The 22056-nt window shown below is 39.0% G+C and carries 17 protein-coding genes; 1 reads left to right on the top strand and 16 read right to left on the bottom strand.

Going from position 1 to position 22056, the window contains the following annotated elements; genetic code table 11:
* Nucleotides 1-29: 29 nt before the first annotated feature.
* The 11 genes from AC4CS8_RS02710 to AC4CS8_RS02660 form a co-directional block, all read right to left on the bottom strand.
* Nucleotides 30-2681 carry a valine--tRNA ligase gene (locus AC4CS8_RS02710; protein WP_493893424.1) on the bottom strand — a complete coding sequence of 884 codons (2652 nt, stop codon included), beginning with the start codon at nucleotides 2679-2681 and terminating at the stop codon, nucleotides 30-32.
* A 114-nt stretch (nucleotides 2682-2795) separates the two neighbouring features.
* Nucleotides 2796-3185: a VOC family protein gene (locus AC4CS8_RS02705; protein WP_493893423.1), complete on the bottom strand. Its 390-nt coding sequence runs from the start codon at nucleotides 3183-3185 to the stop codon at nucleotides 2796-2798.
* Nucleotides 3186-3456: 271 nt separating this feature from the next.
* Nucleotides 3457-3807, bottom strand: a complete 351-nt coding sequence (locus AC4CS8_RS02700; protein WP_493893422.1) for a hypothetical protein — start codon at nucleotides 3805-3807, stop codon at nucleotides 3457-3459.
* A 34-nt stretch (nucleotides 3808-3841) separates the two neighbouring features.
* Entirely contained in the window at nucleotides 3842-4228 is a 387-nt protein-coding gene (locus AC4CS8_RS02695) for a helix-hairpin-helix domain-containing protein (RefSeq protein WP_493893421.1), read from the bottom strand.
* An 18-nt stretch (nucleotides 4229-4246) separates the two neighbouring features.
* Nucleotides 4247-4501, bottom strand: coding sequence for a DUF1912 family protein (locus tag AC4CS8_RS02690; protein ID WP_493893420.1), 255 nt, complete (start codon nucleotides 4499-4501; stop codon nucleotides 4247-4249).
* Nucleotides 4502-4640: 139 nt separating this feature from the next.
* Nucleotides 4641-5642, bottom strand: coding sequence for an aldose epimerase family protein (locus AC4CS8_RS02685; protein WP_493893419.1), 1002 nt, complete (start codon nucleotides 5640-5642; stop codon nucleotides 4641-4643).
* Nucleotides 5643-5804: 162 nt separating this feature from the next.
* On the bottom strand, nucleotides 5805-6206 hold the full coding sequence (locus tag AC4CS8_RS02680) for a PTS sugar transporter subunit IIA (RefSeq protein ID WP_493893418.1): 402 nt from the start codon (nucleotides 6204-6206) through the stop codon (nucleotides 5805-5807).
* Entirely contained in the window at nucleotides 6206-7024 is an 819-nt protein-coding gene (locus AC4CS8_RS02675) for a PTS system mannose/fructose/sorbose family transporter subunit IID (RefSeq protein WP_493893417.1), read from the bottom strand. The genes AC4CS8_RS02680 and AC4CS8_RS02675 overlap by 1 nt, the downstream gene beginning before the upstream one ends.
* Entirely contained in the window at nucleotides 7011-7928 is a 918-nt protein-coding gene (locus AC4CS8_RS02670) for a PTS mannose/fructose/sorbose/N-acetylgalactosamine transporter subunit IIC (RefSeq protein WP_493893863.1), read from the bottom strand. The genes AC4CS8_RS02675 and AC4CS8_RS02670 overlap by 14 nt, the downstream gene beginning before the upstream one ends.
* A 39-nt stretch (nucleotides 7929-7967) precedes the next feature.
* Complete coding sequence (locus AC4CS8_RS02665; RefSeq protein WP_493893416.1) at nucleotides 7968-8453, bottom strand: PTS sugar transporter subunit IIB; 486 nt, start codon at nucleotides 8451-8453, stop codon at nucleotides 7968-7970.
* Nucleotides 8454-8497: 44 nt separating this feature from the next.
* Nucleotides 8498-10288: a glycoside hydrolase family 35 protein gene (locus AC4CS8_RS02660; RefSeq protein WP_493893415.1), complete on the bottom strand. Its 1791-nt coding sequence runs from the start codon at nucleotides 10286-10288 to the stop codon at nucleotides 8498-8500.
* 181 nt (nucleotides 10289-10469) lie between these two features.
* On the opposite strand from AC4CS8_RS02660, the gene AC4CS8_RS02655 reads away from it, so the two are divergent.
* On the top strand, nucleotides 10470-11180 hold the full coding sequence (locus AC4CS8_RS02655) for a GntR family transcriptional regulator (protein WP_493893414.1): 711 nt from the start codon (nucleotides 10470-10472) through the stop codon (nucleotides 11178-11180).
* A gap of 126 nt (nucleotides 11181-11306) precedes the next feature.
* Here the strand turns inward: AC4CS8_RS02655 and AC4CS8_RS02650 are convergent, their stop codons facing one another.
* From AC4CS8_RS02650 to AC4CS8_RS02630, 5 genes are all read right to left on the bottom strand, one after another.
* Nucleotides 11307-12044, bottom strand: a complete 738-nt coding sequence (locus AC4CS8_RS02650; protein WP_493893413.1) for a GntR family transcriptional regulator — start codon at nucleotides 12042-12044, stop codon at nucleotides 11307-11309.
* 79 nt (nucleotides 12045-12123) lie between these two features.
* Entirely contained in the window at nucleotides 12124-13803 is a 1680-nt protein-coding gene (locus tag AC4CS8_RS02645; protein WP_493893412.1) for a recombinase family protein, read from the bottom strand.
* Nucleotides 13804-14307: 504 nt separating this feature from the next.
* Entirely contained in the window at nucleotides 14308-16431 is a 2124-nt protein-coding gene (locus AC4CS8_RS02640) for a DEAD/DEAH box helicase (protein WP_493893411.1), read from the bottom strand.
* Nucleotides 16428-17333 carry a HamA C-terminal domain-containing protein gene (locus AC4CS8_RS02635; RefSeq protein ID WP_493893410.1) on the bottom strand — a complete coding sequence of 302 codons (906 nt, stop codon included), beginning with the start codon at nucleotides 17331-17333 and terminating at the stop codon, nucleotides 16428-16430. Before AC4CS8_RS02635 ends, AC4CS8_RS02640 begins: the two co-directional genes overlap by 4 nt.
* Nucleotides 17334-22028 (bottom strand): DEAD/DEAH box helicase, encoded by a 4695-nt coding sequence (locus AC4CS8_RS02630; RefSeq protein WP_493893409.1) that lies wholly within the window; start codon nucleotides 22026-22028, stop codon nucleotides 17334-17336.
* Nucleotides 22029-22056: the final 28 nt, after the last annotated feature.

Genomic DNA, 22056 nt, shown 5'->3' with positions numbered 1-22056 from the left:
TTTAGGCTGGGCATTTTATCGTATTTTACCTACTTAACCAGTTTCTTCATCTCTTCAATCCGCGCTACTGTCGCATCATATTTTGCTTGGTAGTCGGCTTGTTTTTCTTTTTCCTTTTCAACGACTTCTGGTTTGGCGTTGGCGACGAAGCGTTCGTTGCTGAGTTTTTTGCCGACCATGTCTAGTTCTTTTTGCCACTTGGCAAGTTCTTTGTCTAGACGAGCCAACTCTTCTTCGACGTTGAGGAGGTCGGCGAGTGGCAAGAAGATTTCAGCACCGGTGATAACGGCTGACATGGCTAATTCTGGTGCAGCGATGCTTGAGCTGATTTCCAGATGTTCTGGATTTGTAAAGCGTCGGATGTAGTTTTCATTTGCCTTGAAGAAGGTTTCAAGCTCAGCATCCGCCGTCTTAATCAAGATAGTAATCGGCTTAGATGGCGCAACATTCACTTCTGCTCTGCTATTTCGCACCGAACGAATCAAGTCCTTAAGGCTTTCCACTCCCTTGTGAGCTCCAGCATTGTCAAATGCTGGGTTGACAACAGGGTAAGCCGCCACCACGATAGAGCCCTCTGCGTACTGAGCGAAGATCTCTTCCGTTACGAACGGCATGATTGGGTGGAGGAGGCGAAGGATTTGGTCCAGCGTGTAGAGAAGGACAGAGCGGGTCATAACTTTCTCAGCCTCGTTATCGCTGTAAAGCACTTCCTTGGTCAATTCAACATACCAGTTGGCGAACTCTTCCCAGATGAAGTTATAAAGGATGTGACCAGCCACACCAAACTCGAATTTGTCAAAGTTTTCAGTGACCTTGGCAATGGTTTCGTTGAGGTTGTGGAGAATCCAGCGGTCCGTCACGTTACCAGCCTCGCCAGCTGCGACTTTGGCGACATTGTCACGCGCCGCATCCAAGGTCAAGCCTTCATTGTTCATGAGGATGTAGCGAGAAATGTTCCAAATCTTGTTAATGAAGTTCCAAGACGCATCCATTTTCTCATAAGAGAAGCGAACATCTTGACCAGGGGCAGAGCCGTTTGACAGGAACCAACGCAAAGCGTCCGCACCGTATTTCTCAATGACATCCATTGGGTCAATCCCGTTTCCGAGCGACTTGGACATCTTGCGACCTTCTTCATCACGGATCAAACCGTGGATCAGCACGTTCTTGAATGGCTGACGACCTGTGAACTCAAGCGATTGGAAAATCATCCGAGACACCCAGAAGAAGATGATGTCGTAGCCCGTTACCAAGGTTGAGGTTGGGAAGTAACGCTGGAAGTCCGCCGCATTTTCGTCAGGCCAGCCCATTGTTGAGAATGGCCAAAGGGCAGAGCTGAACCAGGTATCTAGGACATCCTCATCCTGTACCCATCCGTCACTTGCTGGAGCCTCTTCTCCGACATACATTTCGCCAGATTCGTTATACCATGCTGGAATCTGATGACCCCACCAAAGCTGACGAGAGATAACCCAGTCGTGTACATTTTCCATCCATTGTAGGAAGGTATCGTTGAAGCGTGGTGGGTAAAATTCTACCTTGTCAGCTGTGTCTTGGTTGGCAATGGCATTCTTCGCCAATTGGTCCATTTTAACAAACCACTGGGTTGACAAGCGTGGCTCGACTACAACACCTGTACGCTCAGAGTGTCCAACAGAATGCACACGGTTTTCGATTTCCACAAGGGCCCCCAGTTCTTGCAACTTAGCAACCGTTGCCTTACGGGCTTCAAAGCGGTCCATACCTGCAAATTCACCCGCCAACTCGTTCATAGTACCGTCATCGTTCATGACATTGACTTGTGGCAGATTGTGGCGTTGACCGACAAGGAAGTCATTTGGATCGTGGGCCGGTGTGATTTTCACAACCCCTGTACCAAATTCAGGATCTGCATGTTCATCCGCAACGATTGGGATAGGCTTGTTGACGATTGGCAGGATAACATTTTTGCCAATCAAGTCCTTGTAACGTGGGTCTTCTGGGTTAACCGCAACCGCAACGTCACCGAACATAGTCTCAGGACGAGTTGTCGCAACTTGAAGGGCACGAGAGCCGTCTTCCAACATGTAATTCATGTGGTAGAAGGCACCTTCGACATCTTTGTGAATAACTTCGATATCAGAAAGAGCTGTGCGAGCCGCTGGGTCCCAGTTGATGATAAATTCACCACGGTAGATCCAGCCTTTTTTGTAGAGTTCTACAAAGACCTTGCGAACGGCTTTCGACAAGCCTTCATCCAGCGTGAAGCGGTCACGTTGGTAGTCCAAAGACAGACCCAACTTGCCCCATTGCTCACGAATGGTCGCCGCGTACTCATCCTTCCATTCCCAGACTTTGTCGAGGAATTTTTCACGACCCAAGTCGTAGCGAGTCACGCCTTGCTCCCGCAAGCGTTCCTCAACCTTAGCCTGAGTGGCAATCCCCGCGTGGTCCATACCTGGTAGCCAGAGGGTGTCAAAACCTTGCATGCGTTTTTGGCGGATAATGATGTCTTGAAGAGTGGTGTCCCACGCGTGTCCCAAGTGCAACTTGCCTGTTACGTTTGGCGGCGGAATGACGATAGAATAAGGCTTGGCCTCCGCCTCGCCTGACGGCTTAAAGACATCTTGGTCCAACCAAGTTTGGTAACGACCAGCCTCAACCTCGGCTGGATTGTATTTTGGTGATAATTCTTTTGACATTTATTTTTCTCCTTCAGTTTTCTTTAAGAAAATTGGTTTATACTATCCTCAAGCTAGAAATAGCCCAATTCTTTTTCATATAATCTCCTAGAAATAGTCAGTCCTCTGGACTGGCTATTTCGTTTTGCCCACCAACTCTATCTTGATTCCATCTGGGTCTTCTAGATAGAGGGCATAGTGGTCTGGTCCTCCTGCGTGGGGATAGCGGTCGTCATAGAGCAGTTTGACTCGCCTGGTCAAAAATTCCTTCCGCCATTGGTCAATCTCATCAGGTGTTCCCGCATGAAAGGCTAGATGATTGAGGCCAGTACGGCAACGGTGGAAACCTGCCTCTAGGAAATCCTGAGGCGTTTGGACAAAGACCAGGTATTGCTCTGCCTTTTTATAAGATAGCCCGGCCTCCCACTCCTGATAGAGCGAGTAGCCCAGCTTGGTCAGGAGAAAGTCGTAAAATGCACGCGAGATTTCCAAGTCAGAAACGTAAATTTCAACATGATGTAGCATATTTCTCCTTTCCAAATGAAAATCCCCGCCTAGACTTACTAGACAGGGACGAAATACAAACTGTTTTCCGCGGTACCACCCACATTCGGATGATAATACACCCGCAACTTACCTATTCGATTCACATCATCAGCAACCAGTTTTGACATTTGTGCGGATTTCTCAGTACCACCGCTTCCTGTGACAAATGGGCTTCAAAACACCTCTGATGATTGTTATTTTAACAGAACTAACTTGAAAAATCAAGAATTCCTCTATTGATAAACGTGCTCTAGGGCTTTTTCGATAGTATTTGGTTAAGAAGTTTGACTTCCTCTTCTAATTTTGCTCTAGGATAGGCATCTACTAGATAATACACCGGCATCAGTACCAGTAGGATAAGCACTGAAGCTACTACCCTCTCTGAGTCAGGCTTTGCCCCTCCATCATTAAAGTAATACATCATCAGCAAACCAATCAATACGGCCAGAAAAAACATAATGACTGTACTCCAAAAAGCTCGACGGTAAGCTCTTGCTTTCAGAATATCTACCTGCTCATAAAACAAAACTTGCTTGTTTTTATCCAACTGATTGAGCAAATGTTCTCTCTGGTTCTTCAAACCAGCCTCGTATAATCTCATGCTTTCGTATTCTGCCTAGTTTGACCGAGAAGGTTTACCCCCTCAACTCAATCCCTTTTTCCTTCAACTGCTTAACGGTTGCGGGCCCGATACCTTTCAAGCTCAGCAATTCTTTTTCTGTATGCTTGGCAAAATCGGCTACAGAACGAATACCTGCTTCATAGAAGGTTTCCAAACGTGCCGCAGCTACCCCTTCCAATTCAGGAAGAGCAGAAAATTCTTCCAAGGATATCGCTGAAGAAGTCACCTCTGCAACAACTTCTTTCACCTGCTCAACAGCCTTTTCTACAACTGATTCTGCCTTGTGAGCCACTGTTTCTACTACATCACTTGCGCGCTCCAATCCAGTACGACCAGCACGTTTCAAGTCTGCCAATTGTTTCTTTAATTGTTTTTTACGATTTACTTTCTTCTTAGCCATTTATCCTTTTTTCCTCTCCTAATAATGACGTTCCCCAAACAAACCATCTGGAAGATCATGAAAATCCTTTCCTGCCGCATAGTTGGCAAATTTCCCCTGAATGAATTGGTAAGCATCCAACTTACTTTCATAGCGAATGTAAGCATCTGCCGCCCGCTCATCCTTATCCTCTTCCACAACCTTGCGACTCTGTTCCATTGCCATCTCATTAATCATGATTTGGGTCTGAATCCATTCTTCAAAATCTTTCAAAAACTTCTGTTCGTAATTCAATTCAACTACCAACTCCTATTTGCAATTTGTCGGGCGAACCCATCCCTCCCATTATACCATATTCTTAGCAGAAAAAAAGAGGTAGGATAAGGAAAATCACGCTTTCAGGCAGATTTTCCCACCTATCTCTTTTCATCATTTACCAAAGAAAGCGATACGTCGTTTCCGAGACATAATTCTGATCCTTTTCCAGTAAAATAGAGCCGAAACCATCTACATTGCAAGCATTTGGTAAGGCTTGGCATTCCATACTGAACACACCATGGTAGGCCGCTAGACTTTCCTGCGGGAAATTGTAAGTATAGATAACCACCGCAGGCTGATTTGTCTCCACCTGCAAACGCACTTTTTGGTCTGAACTAATGACCTCCACAGCTGTCGGAACCTTATCTAAGAGCCACGGGTGATCATAGCCCTTGACCAAGATGTTTTGCGGATGATTGCTCTTGAAGCCCTGATTAAAGGTCGCAAACTCTCGGAAGTCAAAAGGAGTTCCCTCCACTGCCTCAAAATGTCCCAGAGGCAGATTATCCTCACCCAACGGAACATAGGATTGGGCCCCTATCCTCATCTGATGCTCGCCAATATCCTCTTGAAACTTCCCAGACAGGTTGAAGTAGACATGGTTGGTCGGATTGAACAAGGTATCCTGCTCCGACCTCGCCCGATAGGTTACCTTGAGCTCATTTGCATCCGTCAACTCATAGACGGCCTGCACAGCCACAGGTCCCGGAAAACCATTCAGGCCGTCCTTTAGGACAATACCAAAGGTAACTGATTGTGTATCGTTCGCCAAGTCAACATCCCAGTATTGTTCATTTGCCGTACCGACACCACCGTGCAGGGTACGATTGGGTTCATTTTCTGTGAAATGGTAAGTCGTTCCCTTTATCTCAGCATGAGCCCCTGAAATCCGACCCGCTACTGGAACAATTGTCGAACCTGGATACAAATCTGTTTTGCGATAATCTTCGTCCGACTTAGTAGCCAAACTCACATTTCGCAAACCGCCATTTTCCTCAACAGGTAGCAAGACCTCTACCACCCTAGCACCAAAATCCGTTAGACTGACCTGCATGCCATCCTTATTCTTCAAACAATACAATTTGGCTTTTTCACCAAAAGTTTTTACGTCAATCATTTCTGTTCCTCACAAGCCAAATGAGGGAGTCAACATTGCAACTCCCTCAGGACACTTAAAGTCTCAATAATCACGGCTAGATCACTAGGTTCTAGCTCCTTATGGAATAAATTCGTTGCTTCCTATTTCTAGGATCGGGCTGAAAAACTCCACTGGAGTTTTTCACTCATCTTCATCACTGTCCGTAGTCAACAACACATTAACATGTACGATATTACTTGTGCCAAATGCCACGTAGTCTACCTCTTCACCAAGCAGGGCTCCGTTCAAGAATCCGACAATCATTGGCATATTCATGCCAGCATATAGATCAAATTCCTTTCCTTCTAAGAGAAGACGAGAAACTACATTGGCTGGTGTTCCACCTAGCAAATCCGCAAAGACTACAAAGTCATCTAACGAAGCGATTGTTGCTTCAAATTTTTCCTTGAAGTCATCTGGACCTTCTTCTGGTAAGAGTGCTACTGTATGGATATCCTCTTGAGGTCCCATAATCATCTCAGTAGATTTTTTTAACTCCTCACAGAAGAGACCATGACTAACTAATACCAGACTCTTCTTCATTATACCATACCAAATAGGAAATGACCAATAGCAGACAGACCTAAAGCAAGTAGGATGATGATTAGAATAGCTTTAGTAGATGTCATACCTTTACGTCCTAATAGCCAGAAGACAAATCCTGTAAAGAGGGCTGGAACAAGGCGTGGGAAGATTGTATTGAGCAAGTCTTGAATGTCAATTACTTTCTCACCAATCTTAGGAGCCCAAGTGATTTCAAAGTTAATCATGGTTGCAATCAAAGCACCCATCATGAAGACACCCATCACAGAAGCAGCATCAACAAGAGCTGTCAACTTATCACGCATAGTTGTAATGAGCTTAGTACCTTCCTTGTAAGCAACTTCTAGCTGTTTCCAACGGAAAATATCGTAGGCAATCGCTACTGCAATCCAAAGGAAGATTCCAACAGGAGACCCCTCTTTACCCATAGTAGCTGCAACAGTCCCCATGATAGCTGGAACAAGAGAACCAAAGATTGAGTCACCAATCGGAGCAAATGGCCCCATCAAACCTGTCTTGATACCATTAACCGCATCTTTAGACGCCACACCATCGCTTTCTTCAAGTGCCAAGTCAATACCTGTAATAATGGTATGGAAGAATGGTGATGTATTGAAGAACTGGGTATGTAGTTTCATCATTTCCTTCAACTCAGGAGTACCATCTCCATATATTTTGCGTAATTGTGGCAAAATCATATAGAGGTAACCTGAAGCTTGCATCCGCTCATAGTTCCAACCAAGTTGGAAAGTGAACAAGCTACGTTTGTTGATTTGATTAAAATCTTCTTTTGTTAGTTTGTAATTAGATTTCGTCATCTTCAATTTCCCCACTTTCTGAATTTGATGGAGCAACCACAGTTACCTTTTGGCTATTTTTGAAGTGAAGCACTGAAAGGAAGGCACCTATAACAGCGATACCAATCATTGACAAGCCTTTGAAGTTATTGACAAAGGAGTACTCTGCTTTTGCCAATCCTTCAGCCAAACTTTCTAATCCACCAATTTGGCTCACTGCAAGTCCCAATGTTGATACGTTACCATACAGAACAGTCAACATAGCTGTAATGACGAAACCAACTGCCAAGTAGTGAAGGTTGCGTTTAAGTGGAAGGTAGTGAAGTAAGATCGCAAATCCGAGACCTGGAAGCATCCGAGCTGCCAATGTCAAACCTGCTGCAATCCATTTGTATTCTGGTAATTCAATTGTGGTTACAAGAGTTTCGACAAGTCCTCCACCAAATTGTAATGCAAGGAAGACTGGAAGGGCGCGAGAGAGAGCCCAAGGAATCGCACCGAGAAGATAGTTACGCTCAATACCAGCGTAGTCAAACCGCTCAACAGCGGCATCTACACGGTGAGCAAAGAAGGTAGTGGTAAAGCGACCTAATATATCTGTATACACTAGCAAACCTGCAACTGGTACACCAATAGTAGAAATAGCAATCTCTGGATCCAACCCTTGTGAAATAGAAAATGCTGTAGCAAGAACTGCACCTGATGTTGCATCAATCCGGGAAGCACCACCAAAAGTTCCCACACCCAAAACAACAAGTTGCAAGCTTGCACCAATTAACAATCCTACTTCCATATCGCCCATAATCAAACCTGTAATGAATCCTGCAAAAATGGGTGATCCCGCTGAGGATACAATCGTCAACTCATCGCAAATCTGATAAGCAGAATAGAGCGTTAGAAGTAATATTTGCCACCATTGCATAATAGTGTTCCTCCTTTAAAATTTTTCAAAAATATCCGAATATTATCTAACTTTATCCAAGAGTGGCATAAAGTCTTTTGGTGTGTCACCTGGTACCATTTGAGCAATCAATTTCACACCCTTAGCTACCAAGGCATCAAAATCAGCAATGTCTTTATCTACAACATTTATAGAACGAGTTACAGAGCGCGTTTCTGGTGATTGAGACATATTTCCTACGTTTAATTCCGGAATGTCTACACCATACTCAACCAAGCGAAGGAAGTTTTCTGGACGGCGCGCAACGATTAAGAGACGTTGGCTGTCATACTTGCCTTCCTTAATATTATTTGCGGCCTTTTCAATCGGTAAAATTGATAATTTCACCCCCGGCGGACAAGCCAATTTCAGTCCTTGCTTTTCAATGTCATTTTGAGCAACAGCATCATCGATCACCATGATACGACTGATATTTAATTTCGTCGTCCATAAATTAGCAACCTGACCGTGAATCAAACGACCATCAATACGTGTCGCAATAATTGTCATAAGTGTCTCCTTTTCTTCATAAATCTTTGTCTGACTAGCCCTTCCTAGACTATATTATCAGATTCCATATTTTTATAAACATGTTCCTGTGAAAATACCAAACTTTCTCTGAATGTTCCTTCGGTTTCGAAGACGATAATCTCATTAACTCCTTTCTTTAAGTATCCTTTTGGTAAATAGAGAGAAAGATGTGGTCCCTTTTCCCAGAAACGTCCAATATTTACATTATTTACAAATACGACTCCCTTACCAAAACCTGTCATATCGAGATAAGTATCTGACAAGTCTCTCACTTCTAATTGGTAACGATAAAAAGCCGGTTGCCCTTCCTTCCAATCACCTGTAAAATCTAGACCAGATAAGTCATCTAGCGGTAGGGGATAAATAATCCAATTCCCAATAAAATGCAAATCTACCATAGCTCCACGTCCCAAGCCTTTAGACTGGGTTGGAGCTGTGAGCTTGTGCCCATAATTGACACGTCCCATATTTTCGACCAGAATACCTAATTCAACAGTTTCATAGGTCTGGTAAAGTTTGATATCCTCTCCAATCTCTTCCTGATACTGAGTAATGAGCTTCTCTCCATCGACAAAGACCTGGATACGATCACGCGCATCAATTACTCGGAAACGCTCTACCTCTTCTTTATCTTTTTTGATTTCTGTTCGATAGTAAATATACCCCGTAGATTGCTCCACTTCTTCCATGGTTAGCGGATAGAACGACTTTAAGGAACCGCTTACATTTTTTAGTGTCGAAAACAAACTAACCCTATCAGTCAATTCAACTGGCTCATAAGTCCCAATTTCCTTTATTAATGGCTCATTATAGGCTAAATCTGGATAAGTTTTTTTCATCAAATCCTGTATAGCATAGAATTTCTTGGTTGGATTCCCTGCCTCATCTAAGATAGCGTCGTAGTCATAAGAAGTCACCTGTGGTAAGTCAATTTGACCTCTAGCTGAACATCCATTCATGAAACCAAAATTGGTTCCACCATGAAACATGTAAAGATTAATCGACCCCAGTTCAATACACTCCATAACTGCCTGAGCTAATTCATCTGGATCCCTACGAATGACTTCATCTCCCCAACGATTGAACCAACCATCCCAAAATTCCATACACATGAGTGGCCACTTCTTACCGTACTCATCAAAGAAATCTTGCATCTGTTTGAAGTTTTCGCTAGCCTTAGATCCAAAATTTCCTGTAACCAGAATATCTTCCTCTATTAAGGTCCCAGCTCTTAAACAAGCCCTCCAAGGACCATCAGATGTGAAGAAGGGAGCGGTGAGACCATGCTTTTTCATCAAAGCGCTGACAGCTCTGAGATAGGCTTTTTCTTCACCGTAGGATCCATACTCATTCTCAATCTGAAACATGAGGATATTTCCGCCATTAGATAGCTGATGCTTCACTAACTTAGGAAGAAGGAAAGCGTAGTAATCATCCAAATGTTGTAAGTAATTCGGATCACTCGAACGCACCCTAATCTTCTCCTTCATTAGCCAAGCTGGCAAACCACCCCACTCCCATTCCGCACAAATATAAGGGGAAGGCCGAACAATCGCATAGAGACCAAGGTCTTGTGCTTGCTCTAAAAACGCTTCAATATCAAGTATTCCTTCAAACTGAAACTGACCTTTTTGAGGTTCGTGCATATTCCAAGGAACATAGGTTTCAACTGTATTGAAGCCTAGAGCTTTTAAATTATACAAAGAATGATACCAATCATCTGGATGAACCCGAAAATAATGTATGGCACCTGATAAAACTTTGAAAGGCTGACCATCTAAATAAAATCTCTCCTTTATTTGAAAGTCTTTCATAGCCTACTCCTGTAACTATTTTATTTCTATCTATATATTAACACATGTATCTGGTTATGTCCAGTATGTTTTTAATTTTTTAAAAAATTTTTTTTATTTCTGATAAATATTTTTAAATTAAAAGAATATTTAGTATAATAAGCTTAAGGGAAATATGAATAATACCAGAAAGGACACTTTTATGAAAGTACCAAAATATCAACTAATTCAAAATGATTTACGTCAACAAATTATATCTGGAAAGTTTGAAAATGGCGACAAATTCTACACAGAAGCTGAACTTACAAAAATATTTAACGTCAGTTCTATCACAGTTATCCGTGCTGTAAACGAACTTGTTAAAGACGGTTACCTGATTCGCCAGCAAGGAAAAGGAACCTTTGTATCACGATCACGTAAAGGAAAACTAGTAGAATTCTCAGATATTGAAGTCTTCTCATTGGACAATGATGAAGTAACCGTTCTCTCTTGTGAACAAGGAAATGATGCTACAATTCTTGAAAAATTAGAGCTCGATAAAAACGATAGTTACTTTAAAATCACTCGTGTTCGCACTGCAAACGGTCAACCTTACATCTACCACCAATCCTATATCCCAAAACGCTACATTCAAAACAGTCAAGCAGGCCTAGAGCACTTCAAATCAATCTACCAACGTTTCAAACTAGACTTTAATTTGCACATGTCTGAGGAACCATATGTAGAAACAAATGAGGTAGCTCTCCCTGTTCCTAAAGAGGTTGCCAAGCATTTGAAGCTCAATGAAGCAGAACCTGCTATCCTTCAAATAAAAACAACTCGTAAAAATGGCAGCGATGAAGTGCTAGAATATGTCGAAACTTATAAACATTGGAAATTTTTCAAATTTGAAATTTCAGCCAACAAACGCTAACACAGTGAAAAGCTCCATTCATCTATCTTACAGACAAACCCCAAAGAAGGTTTGTCTTTTTGTTTTTAGTAAAACACACCTGAACAGAAATAAACAAAGCTTCCTAATAAAAAAAGAAAGACTCCCTTACGAAGTCTCTCCACGTTTATGACTAATTTTATAACGAAATTGATCCGCTCGAGCAATACTGAACGTATATTCTATCAGCATATTTTTATCATTGTAAGTTTTTCGGAGGAGATGTAATACAGGACCATTTGGGGAAATTCCAAGCAAATTCGCTTCATTGTCCAAGGCCAAACTAGCATAAAATTCCTCTTCCGCCAAACGAATTGTTTGGCCGTAATCCTCAGCAAAAATCTCATAAAGAGGTTTTTGATTGAGCCGTTCCTCTGTCAGTCCAGGAACTAGGTTAGCTGGAATATAAGTCCGCTCCAACATCATCGGAACTCCATCAGCAAGCCTTAAGCGCTCTAACTCTACAACTTCTTGCCCCACCTGTAATTGGAGATTCTTAGAAAGATAATCATTTGTAGCTATTGTCCGGAGCAAAAGAATACTTGTCTTAGGTATTTTTCCAATCCTTTTCATCTGCTCCGTAAAACTATAGGCCGCAGATAAATCAACCGCTGGTTCACGAATTTCCGAAACATAGGTTCCCTTACCATGCTTCTTATAGACAAGCCCTCGCTTCTCTAATTCTTGTAAGGTCAAGCGAACTGTAATTCGACTAACACCATAGACTTGTGTCAATTCTCTCTCTGATAACAACTTCTCATTAGGAGCCATTGTTTCTCTAATTTTCACTTCCAAAACATCTACCAGCTGTAAATACAGTGGCTTTTCATTTGATAAATTAGACATTCCAAACCTCCTATACAGTTGGTTATATTCAATTTTAGTATATTATTTTTATCCGATAAAATCAAGAAAAGACAGAAAATTATCTGCCTTTTTTTACCAATTTCACAACCGCCTCAACCGGTGTACTATTGTCCAAACTAATTTCTAAGTCTTCCTCAATGATTGGAAGCTTGAAATGAATGGCTTTTACCCAACGTCCTGCTTTATTTTTGTCATCATAAATTTCGACTTTTTCAATCAACATCTGACACAATCGCTTCTTGTCGATATCTTCCATGACGTCCATAAATGATGCAAAGTTGACCAATATTTTATAAATATTATCAGCGGTCATTTTATCCTTTAGGATTACCTCTCGTTTAGATTCACTTGTCTCAATTAGCATTTCTACATCTGCTAATTTATCATAAATAGTATTTAATCTCATATCTAAATCAATTGACTTCTGCTGAAAATGAGGATCTTCAAAATTTAAGGAGTCAATCTGTTGGATTAAATTCATTTTAGTTGCATTGAGTTGGCGAAAGAGACTCTTATATTGTTCAATTTCACTATCTATCCTACTTGTATCAACCTGAATATTTATTTTCTCTTGCAGTTTTCTTGCAAAACCAGGTCTTGAAACTAACTTACTAATGATTGATAATACTTCATGGTCTAAATTTCCTGTTTTTAGTTGCTTATTAAATGTACACTTGTGACCATCTACATGATTTCTATGTTTACAAGCATAGTAGTAATAGTTTTTATAGTATTCATCTTTCTTGTTTTTATTTCTCTTGATACTTTTATTTCCATAAAGCCCAGCATTGCATAATGGACATTTTATCAACCCTGAAAGTACATAGATAGAATCGCCCTTGTTTGGATTTTCACGTTTATACTTATGGGCATTAGCTTCTCGTTTTTTCCTCACTTTTTTCCAAGTCTCATCGTCAATAATTGCTTCATGGATTCCGTCTGTTAGAATATAATTTTCAGACTGTGTGACTTTCGTTTCACCAGAAATTTTATCTCGAGTGCTTTCACGCCTGCCAAAAGCAATTTTTCCATTGTAAACTGGATTGTCTAAGATTCTTGCAATACCACTTGATGAAAAATATGGAAGCGTACTATTGTGTCGAATTGGCTTCTTTATATCTAGGTTGGCTAAATGCTTGGCAATAGCTATAGTGCCCATATCACTATTGGCAAACAAATCAAAGATCATCTTTACGGATTCAGCTTCTTTATAATTTACTTGCAATTGACCATTAACAAGGGAATATCCTACAGGCGCAAATCCACCATTCCATTGACCAGCTCTTGCTTTTTGTCTGCGACCTTCCATAGCTTGAGAAATAATATTTTCTCTTTCCATTTCAGCAACTGCCGACAAAATCGTAATAACTAACTTTCCTGAATCCTTTGAACTATCCAGTCCATCATCAACGCAAATCAGATTTACACCATGAGATTCCATGATAGCTAGAGATTTTAAAGTATCCGCAGCATTTCGACCAAAACGTGATAATTTGAATACAAGTACGTAGTCCACACTATCTTTCTCTGCTTCGATGTCTGATATCATGGCCATAAATTCCGTTCGTCCTAGTATGGTTTTACCTGATTTCCCAGCGTCTTGATAGGTTTTCACAATCTCAATATCAAAAGCATTCGCATATTGATGAATTCTTGTTTCTTGAGCATCTAATGAAAATCCTTCAACTTGCATATTTGTAGATACCCTTGTATAGATATAGGCTTTCTTTCGCTTCATTTTATTTCTCCTTGAAAAGTTTGACCAAAAAATACCCTTATAATCTTAAGGGTATTTTAACTCTTTTTAGCAAAGAATACAAGCAACTACTCATCAGTGTACAGGTTTTCTTCCTTGATTGGCAAAGTAGAGAAATCAATGTTATCTCCGTATTTCAGAAGCATTTCTTCCAAAAATCTCACTAGTTCATCCATAGATGACCTCCAAGTGAAACCTTTATTCTCTGATTCTCCATTGCAAAAGGCAGAAGTAGTTGCTTGTAGAAATGTAAATCATGTAAGTTCATGATAAACTCCTTCTATAACTCAACTATATTCTGCCATTTTTTGGAAATTATAAAAAACTGTTAATGTATTTGATATTACATTTTAATTCCATGCAAAAAATCTTCTTACAGGAAGTAAAAAGATTTTAGTTTTAAAACATTGTTAGAGGTGTACTAGAAGTATATATACAGTACGATTAAACATAACTCTTGTCAACAATTTAAAAATTAGTATCCACTTAAAAAATTGCCTCATTCATCAACTTCATTTCATAAGGAATTAACTTTGAACTTATTTGCGAAATATTATCCTTTAGATATTGGATAATATTAGGATAGCCAGTTAACTCCTCTGGTAATTTTACTTTTTTGACTGCTGAACTAGGTACCCCATAATCAATTAAGAATTGTAATCTTTCATCAACTTGTTCATTTTCTAATAAAGAAGCAAACACGCTATAGTCCCCGCACTTCATTTTTGATTGGCTAAAAACATATTTTTGAATAGAATCAACAACAGCAAGAAGCTTTGGGATTTCAAAATTAGCATCAGTTCTCTGAAATTTCAGCATATAATCTATAGCTCGATCCAAAGGATCTTTCTTATTTTTTTTAACATAGTAAGCGTATTGTTCATAAATCAATTCTTTGAATGATAGATTTATATATTTCAAGGCTGTTACTGCCTTATTTTGACTATAGCCATACTTATCTTTATGCTTTAGGTACTTATATCCTAAAAATAATGTTTGCCATAACTGTTCATATTTAGGGATCCCTTCCCATACTAAAAAGTGAAGATCTGACTTATTGTTTTCTATAAAGTTGTAAAGAGCTTTTTGACCATTTATAGAAATTAAGTTTTTACTGATTATATCCTGAAGTTCATTTCCAATTCCTTTAAGTAACTCCACTTTTCTATCAATTTCTCTAACATCATTGTTCGGTATATGAACTAATATCTCATCAGAGACAGGTGATTGATCAATACTAGGAACATCTATTACGAATTCCTCACCTTCAATTTTATCAATAAAAAGGTACACATTGCCAGTAAAGTGTTTACTCATTCTACCAGCTCTCCCTTGAATATTCGCAAAGTCAAAGAAATCAATTAAGTTATCGCCTTTGTTTTGACTATAGATAAACATATTCTTAGCAACAGTGTTAACGCCTTCAATCAGTGAGGCTGTCGCAAAAAGAACTTGTAGCTTTTTATCATTGAAAAGATCCACAATGGAAGTAACAACATGTCGTGGCAATGCACCATTATGAGTTCCGATTCCATAATTTAAAAATTTTTTTAACTGCCAATTCGTTGAAATATTATTATCAATCCATTCAAATAATTCAAGGTCAGCATATTTAATACCGCTCCCCCTTTCAATCAAATAATTTGTATACTCTCTCGCTAACTTGTAAGCCTCAGTAGGAGATTTAACATATACTATACTTGAATCATCTTGTTGAGACAGCATTTGGAACAATTTATTTTTTTTTGAATTACCGTAAAGGAGATTATTATTCCTATTCCTAATTTCAATGACATTTGTATTAACTAAAGCATAGTCTGTTTTAAAAAAAGTGACATGATATTTTTCTCGAAATGCTTCTGATAATGAGTTGACTGAAGGAGTTAAAAACATAGCTTGGGGCTCATGACTCATAATTTTTAATAAAGCAACATTTAAAGCATCGATTCGACTATCATTTAGTCTGTTGCTAATCTTATAAAATTCATCAATAATAAAAAAATCAATACGAGGCAATTCAGGGAGTTCTAATACTCGTTCTGCAGTTAAAATAAAAATATTATTTTCACCAATTTTCTGTCTAGTGTTAACTACAAGATTATAGAAATCTTTATATTTTGATAGCTTCCTTCTGGTTTCATCAATTAACGCCAATGTAGGTTGAATTATTAAGATATTGTCATAGTATTTCCGAGCCACAATCTCTTCAATTAATAAACTTTTTCCAAAACTTGTCGGTGCACTAACTGCAATGTTCTCACCTTTAGAGATAGCATATTCAATTTCTTTCTGTTTTTCGTGAAAATAAATATTAGGAAGATATTCTGATTTAAAATACTCTGTTTTTATTTTTTCTTGAATAGATTGTTGATAGTCTTCAGTAGAGTTGATCTTTTCTATATAGTATGGGTAAAATCCGGCTCTACCAATTAAATCTATCCAAATATTTTTAGCATCACAATTTACATTTTCCCAAATATCTAGAATATGAATAATGATTTTACGTGCCTCAGGCTCGTCAATTATGCTTGAGACATACTTAATCAATAAAAAATTTTCATTAAAATCTCTGAATTCTGTTTGATTCGTGAAATTACTCACATTTATCATATTTGCTGAGCCCCTTTTAATTTTAAATGTAAATCTTTGACAAATTGGCGTTTATTATCTATTGGAAAAAGAAATAGATAAATATTTAAATACTTATTCCAAGAATGCATTGGAATTTTTCTATTAGCTCTTTCCCTTAATTTTTGTATCTCAACATCAAGTTCTATTTTAAACTCTTCATCATCTTTATAGTTTTGTAAGGATCTGCTATCAAAACCAGCAAATAATGCAATATTAATATTAGCCAACCGTTTTAATACTTTCGTTTGAGGAGATATTAACTCTTTCATAAAATCATCTAGTTCAATACCACTATCATGTACACGATTGTCAATAATAGTGAATTCGGTATCAAAGAAATTTGTATTAAAATGTTCACTTAAATCTTTCATCAATTCATCAATCGCAGAGGTGCCTGATGAGTATAACTTAGATTCCCCTATCCATAAAATACGATTTTTCGAATCCACATGAACCGCATCAAAACCATGCGCAGATAGTCCGACATTATCTTTAAAATATATTTTCGAAATTAGAGCATCTGCATTAAAATATTCGTGAAGTAAATGATAGAGCAACAACTCTCCAAACTCACCGCGTCTTATATATTTGTCTTCAACGAAATCTGATTCCAAATAATACTGACTGGCCTCTTTCAATTCTGGGATACTATACATTTTTCTAAATGCTTCTCGTTGAACTTTGGATACATCTTGAGGTGTTTTTATCCGTTTCATTACATTTTGGGTACCAAATGCAAACGCTGTGATGTCGTCAAAAAGTTCATCATAAAACTTAGACTTAACCTGCGATAAATTTCCTGAATTATCTAAATCAAATCCAATATAAAATGTATGGACATTTTCTTTAAACATAACGTGCTCAGAATGATTGTGACTCATCTACTCCTCCACTTCAAACTTAGGTAGACTATTAACTAAATCGACAGTTTGTACAGATACATTGATGATTCTGAGTAAGAGATTGAAAATATACTTTTCATCAGTGCTATAGTCGTTCGGATCGTCTGTAATACCTGATTTCTTATCGGTTTTGATCTGATACTGGTCCATGATCCATTCTATTGCTGAACGACCATTAACCATATACTCATAAGCTTTCTCGGGGATATTTTTGATAGTAATATCATTATTATAGACAATAGCAGAGCGGTCACCTTTTTTGATGAATTTCATCTTGGTCACCTTATAAGAAGGATGACCTGATAACTGAGTATCCACATCATCATAAATAGGAACTTCTTCATAGTTAAGATGCAAGTCCATCAGGGCTTTTCCGACTTCAACATATTTCTCTTTGTACTTCGCAATCGGAATGCGTGCAAAATCTTTCTTCAAATCATTGGCATATTTTTCCTGGTACTCACGTGAATTAAGTAGCCCATATACATAAGCAAAGGTGTCATCTAAACTCAACCCGAGTTTGTCCGCAAAAGCCTGATTCAAATTGTCATTAGATTGGAAAAGTTGCGTCTCATCAACTTCATTATCATAACGCATAAATCCTTGACCGTTCATTTGAAGCTGAATATCAGGAATATGGTTAGTGACAATAACAGAAAAATCTCTTGAAGTTCCTCTTCCCGTAGTCGTAATAACTAAATTATCTTGACCAAATTTTTTGTAGTATTTTCCAGTTCGATGAACAAAATTTTTGTCATAATATAGCCATTTTTTAGTGAAGGGCCTATACAAAACCTCTATTTCCTGAGAGTTATAACTATGCTTAATTCCGTTAATAGCCTGTTTTTTTAACTCGCTTGTCCACTTAACTAAACTTTCATCACTCGTTAAATGCTGTTCTTTATCCTCAAGTGAATATTTCGAAATCCTATCAACTTCATTATTATAGTTCTCAATTAACTTTCTAGAGTTTTTGATAACGCCAGATTTACTAAATGCATAAATCCAAATGTCTCTATTCGTGTTCACTCCTAAAGCATTATTAAAGAAAATCGAATTTTCTTCACCAACTAAACTAGTGTATCTCTGATAATTCGGGTCTCTCTGATTAAGCCAATCATTATTGCCGTCAGGTTCAATATTCTGCCACTCAACAGCTGAAATATCCACAAACTTCTCAATGATAGTCAGTTTCTCCTTTTGTGACAGGTAGTCGCCAATATCATGATAATGGATATCATGCTGATCTGAACCATCTTTAACTAAAATAGAAATTGCCACAGGAGTTCTACTACCTGAACCGAAAATCTTTCCTCCTTCCTTTCGAGATTGTTCCCCAATTGTTCGTTGGTCGCCTCGAAGATTAAAGATATAGAGATGATTAAACTCTTCATATAATCCAGCACGTAGTCCGTCTGCTGAATTAGTATTGAGATAATTTCCGTTTGTCACAAAGCCGATGACACCATTCTCCTTGAGGCGGTCCGATGCCCAGCGAAAGGCTTTTATGTAGCTATCATATAGCCCTTTAGTTGTTATTGATTTACTTTTTGCAACATAGGTATCTGCTAAACGTTGGTCTAGTTTAGGATATGAGATATTTTGGTTATTATCATTTTCACTACCTTGACCGATAGAATAAGGCGGATTACCAATAATAGCTGTAATTGGTGTTTCCTGCTGTCGTTTGAGACGTTGGTCATTGGTGCCGAAGAAGGAGTCATCCAGCGTATCTTCTGACTCTGTTGATTCAAAGGTATCTGTCAAAACAATCCCTTCGAATGGGAGATAATCTTCCTCGCCATTTATGTCGTCAAATACCGCTTCGATATTGATAGCAGCGATATAATAGCTGAGCAGGACGATTTCATTGGCATGGAGTTCTTGCGTATATTTTCTCACCAGGTCAGCATAAGTGATTTCTCCCTTATCCATAAGTGATTTAAGGTAGTGAAGAGTACGAGTGATAAAGGTACCTGTTCCAGTAAATGGATCAAGAATATGGACATTTTCACTGGCAATAGTCTTGCCAAAATGTTTCCTCAAGACCACATCAACTGACTTAACGATAAAGTCAACCACTTCAACAGGTGTAAAGACGATACCCAAACGTTCTGTCGTAGACTTGAAACCAGTGGAGAAGAATTTGTCATAGAGTGTGATGATGATTTTCTGCTTGGCTTGGGCATTATCAATCCCTTCCGCACGCAGACGAACAGAGTTATAGAAGGGCTCAAGTTCTTTTTGCTCCTTCTCAAATCCATATTGAGACAGTTCTGCCACGATTTGTTCCATGGCAGAGCTGACAGGATTATTTTTAATAAAACCATACTCGCCAAAAAGGGCATCAAAAATTGGTAGTGTAATCAAGTGCTGAGCCAACATCTCAATAGCTTGATTTTGATCAATTGACTCATTGATATTATGTTGCAAACTATGCAAAAATCTCTTAAAAGCTTTTTTGCTCTCAGGATTTGATTCCAATACAATGTTAATTCCTTGAATATGACGGCGAGCAATATCAGCTACATCCTTAGACCAGTCTTCTAGATAACGGCGGTCCCCAACCTTTTGCACAATTTTCCCGTATATTGCTCCTTCAACGGCTTCCCATTCAAGTTCAAGCTCAGTTTGATAAGGTGCCTGCGGTTCATTGATGTAGGTACCATCTCCAGTATTGATAGAAGGATCATCTGGAGCACCACCAACACCAATAATTTGGATATTCTTTGGCTTCTTTTTATTCAACTCTAGTTTATTGATTGTCGCTTCAAAGCGTTCATCAACTGAACGCAGGGCATTCAAAACCTGCCAAACGACATCATAAGACTTGTTATTATCTAAAATTGTTTCAGGAGTTTCACCAGCAGGAATGACAATAGGAAGGATGATATAACCATAGTCTTTCCCTTCAAATTTACGGATAATTCGACCGACTGCTTGGACGATATCGACTTGTGACTTACGTGGAGAGAGAAAGATGATGGCATCCAAGTTCGGTACATCAATCCCTTCGGTCAAGAAGCGGACATTGGATAGGATTCGAGCAGAATCCTCTGGAATATCATCACTAGCAAGCCAATCCAAAGCTTCATTCTTTTCCAAGGCATTCATATTCCCATCTACATGACGGACATTAACCGAATAACCTTCCTCAGAGTTAAGATAATCATTGACGACATTTTCAAATTGAGCAGATAGACGTTTACTGTCGTCAATGGTTCTTGAGAATGCAATGGCACGTTTCATAGGCTCACCAGATACTTTATCCGTGAAACTTTCCCGTTTTATCATACCATTCCAGACACCGATGATTCTACCAACATCATCAATATTCAATCCATTTTCAGGATCTGACAGGGACTTTTGCATATCTTTTTGAACCACTGTTTCATCAACTGCTAAAACCATTAACTTATAGTCTGTTAGAATATCATGACTGATGGCATCACCGAAGCCTAGACGGTAAAAGACTTTACCATAGAGTTCCTCGTCATCCATACTTGAAATGACAATAGAGTTATCCTGTGCTTTCTTTTTAGCATCTAGACCATAAAGTTTTGGTGTAGCTGTTTGATAAAGTCGCTTAAGCCCTTTAACATTCAAGTTACTATGAACTTTTGTAAATGAAGAATCTTCCTCACCTAAAGCTTTGGCACCAGTTGTACGGTGAGCTTCATCAGCGATGATAAGGTCAAAATCAGGGAATCCATTTTTTTGAGCCTTTCCCAAGACCTCAATTGATTGATAAGTACCAAAGACAACGAGCAATTCTTTCTTTGGTTGGGTCAACAACTCTTCATAATTTTCAACAACTTTCTTAGCTGATGTTGTCGCAGGAAAACCAATATCGCTGACTTTAATTTGGATGTAGGTCTCCTCATCCTTATCTTTTTTCTTAACACTTCCACGACTAGCGTTTCGATCACTGGTAACAGCCATTGAAGACATGGACATATCTGTATCATTATTCCAACCACGCAAGGTCTGAGTCAGTAGTTGGATACTTGGGACAAGATAGAGAACAACATACTGTTCCTTTCCAGCTTCCTTTGCCATTGCCTCAGCAACTTTTAAACTTGTAAATGTCTTTCCTGTACCAGGAGCCATAATCAACTGTCCACGATCATGCTCTTTGAAATATTCTAATGCAGATGTGATAACATTATTCTGATAGTAACGTGGTTGTTTTTTAGCTTTCACGGTTACAACTTCAGGACGATCAAAAGAAAATTTTGACCAATCAATTCGTGAATTTCTCAGTTCTGAAAGCCCAATCCGAACAACATCACTTCGATCAGCAAGTGCTTTCTCTGCATTAGCTCCCCATTTATCAGTAGAGGCAACAATAATTCCTGATTCATAATAATCTTTGCCAAGCTCGCCAAGAAAAGAATCAATATCTTTCTTCCGAATAGCATGATTATAGAACTTTGCTTGGATAGCTACCAATTCACCAGTGTGCTTTTCTGCAACTAAATCGACTCCAATATCAGCTTTAGGAATACCAAATTCCGCTGGAACATCCGACAACATCCAAACGTTTTTAAATTCATTCTTATAAGTTGGTTCATTTTGAAAATAGGCTCGTGCCAGATATTCAAAATAGGTTCCACGATCACGCTGTGTTTCCGATGCTGTATTGATTTGTGCGACTAAATGATCAAAACTCATATCACTTCTCCTTAAAATTCTAAATTAT

Source organism: Streptococcus sp. NSSLK0004 (assembly GCF_059039125.1).
Note: the sequence above shows the minus strand (reverse complement) of the source record. Positions and strands in the feature narration are given on the sequence as shown.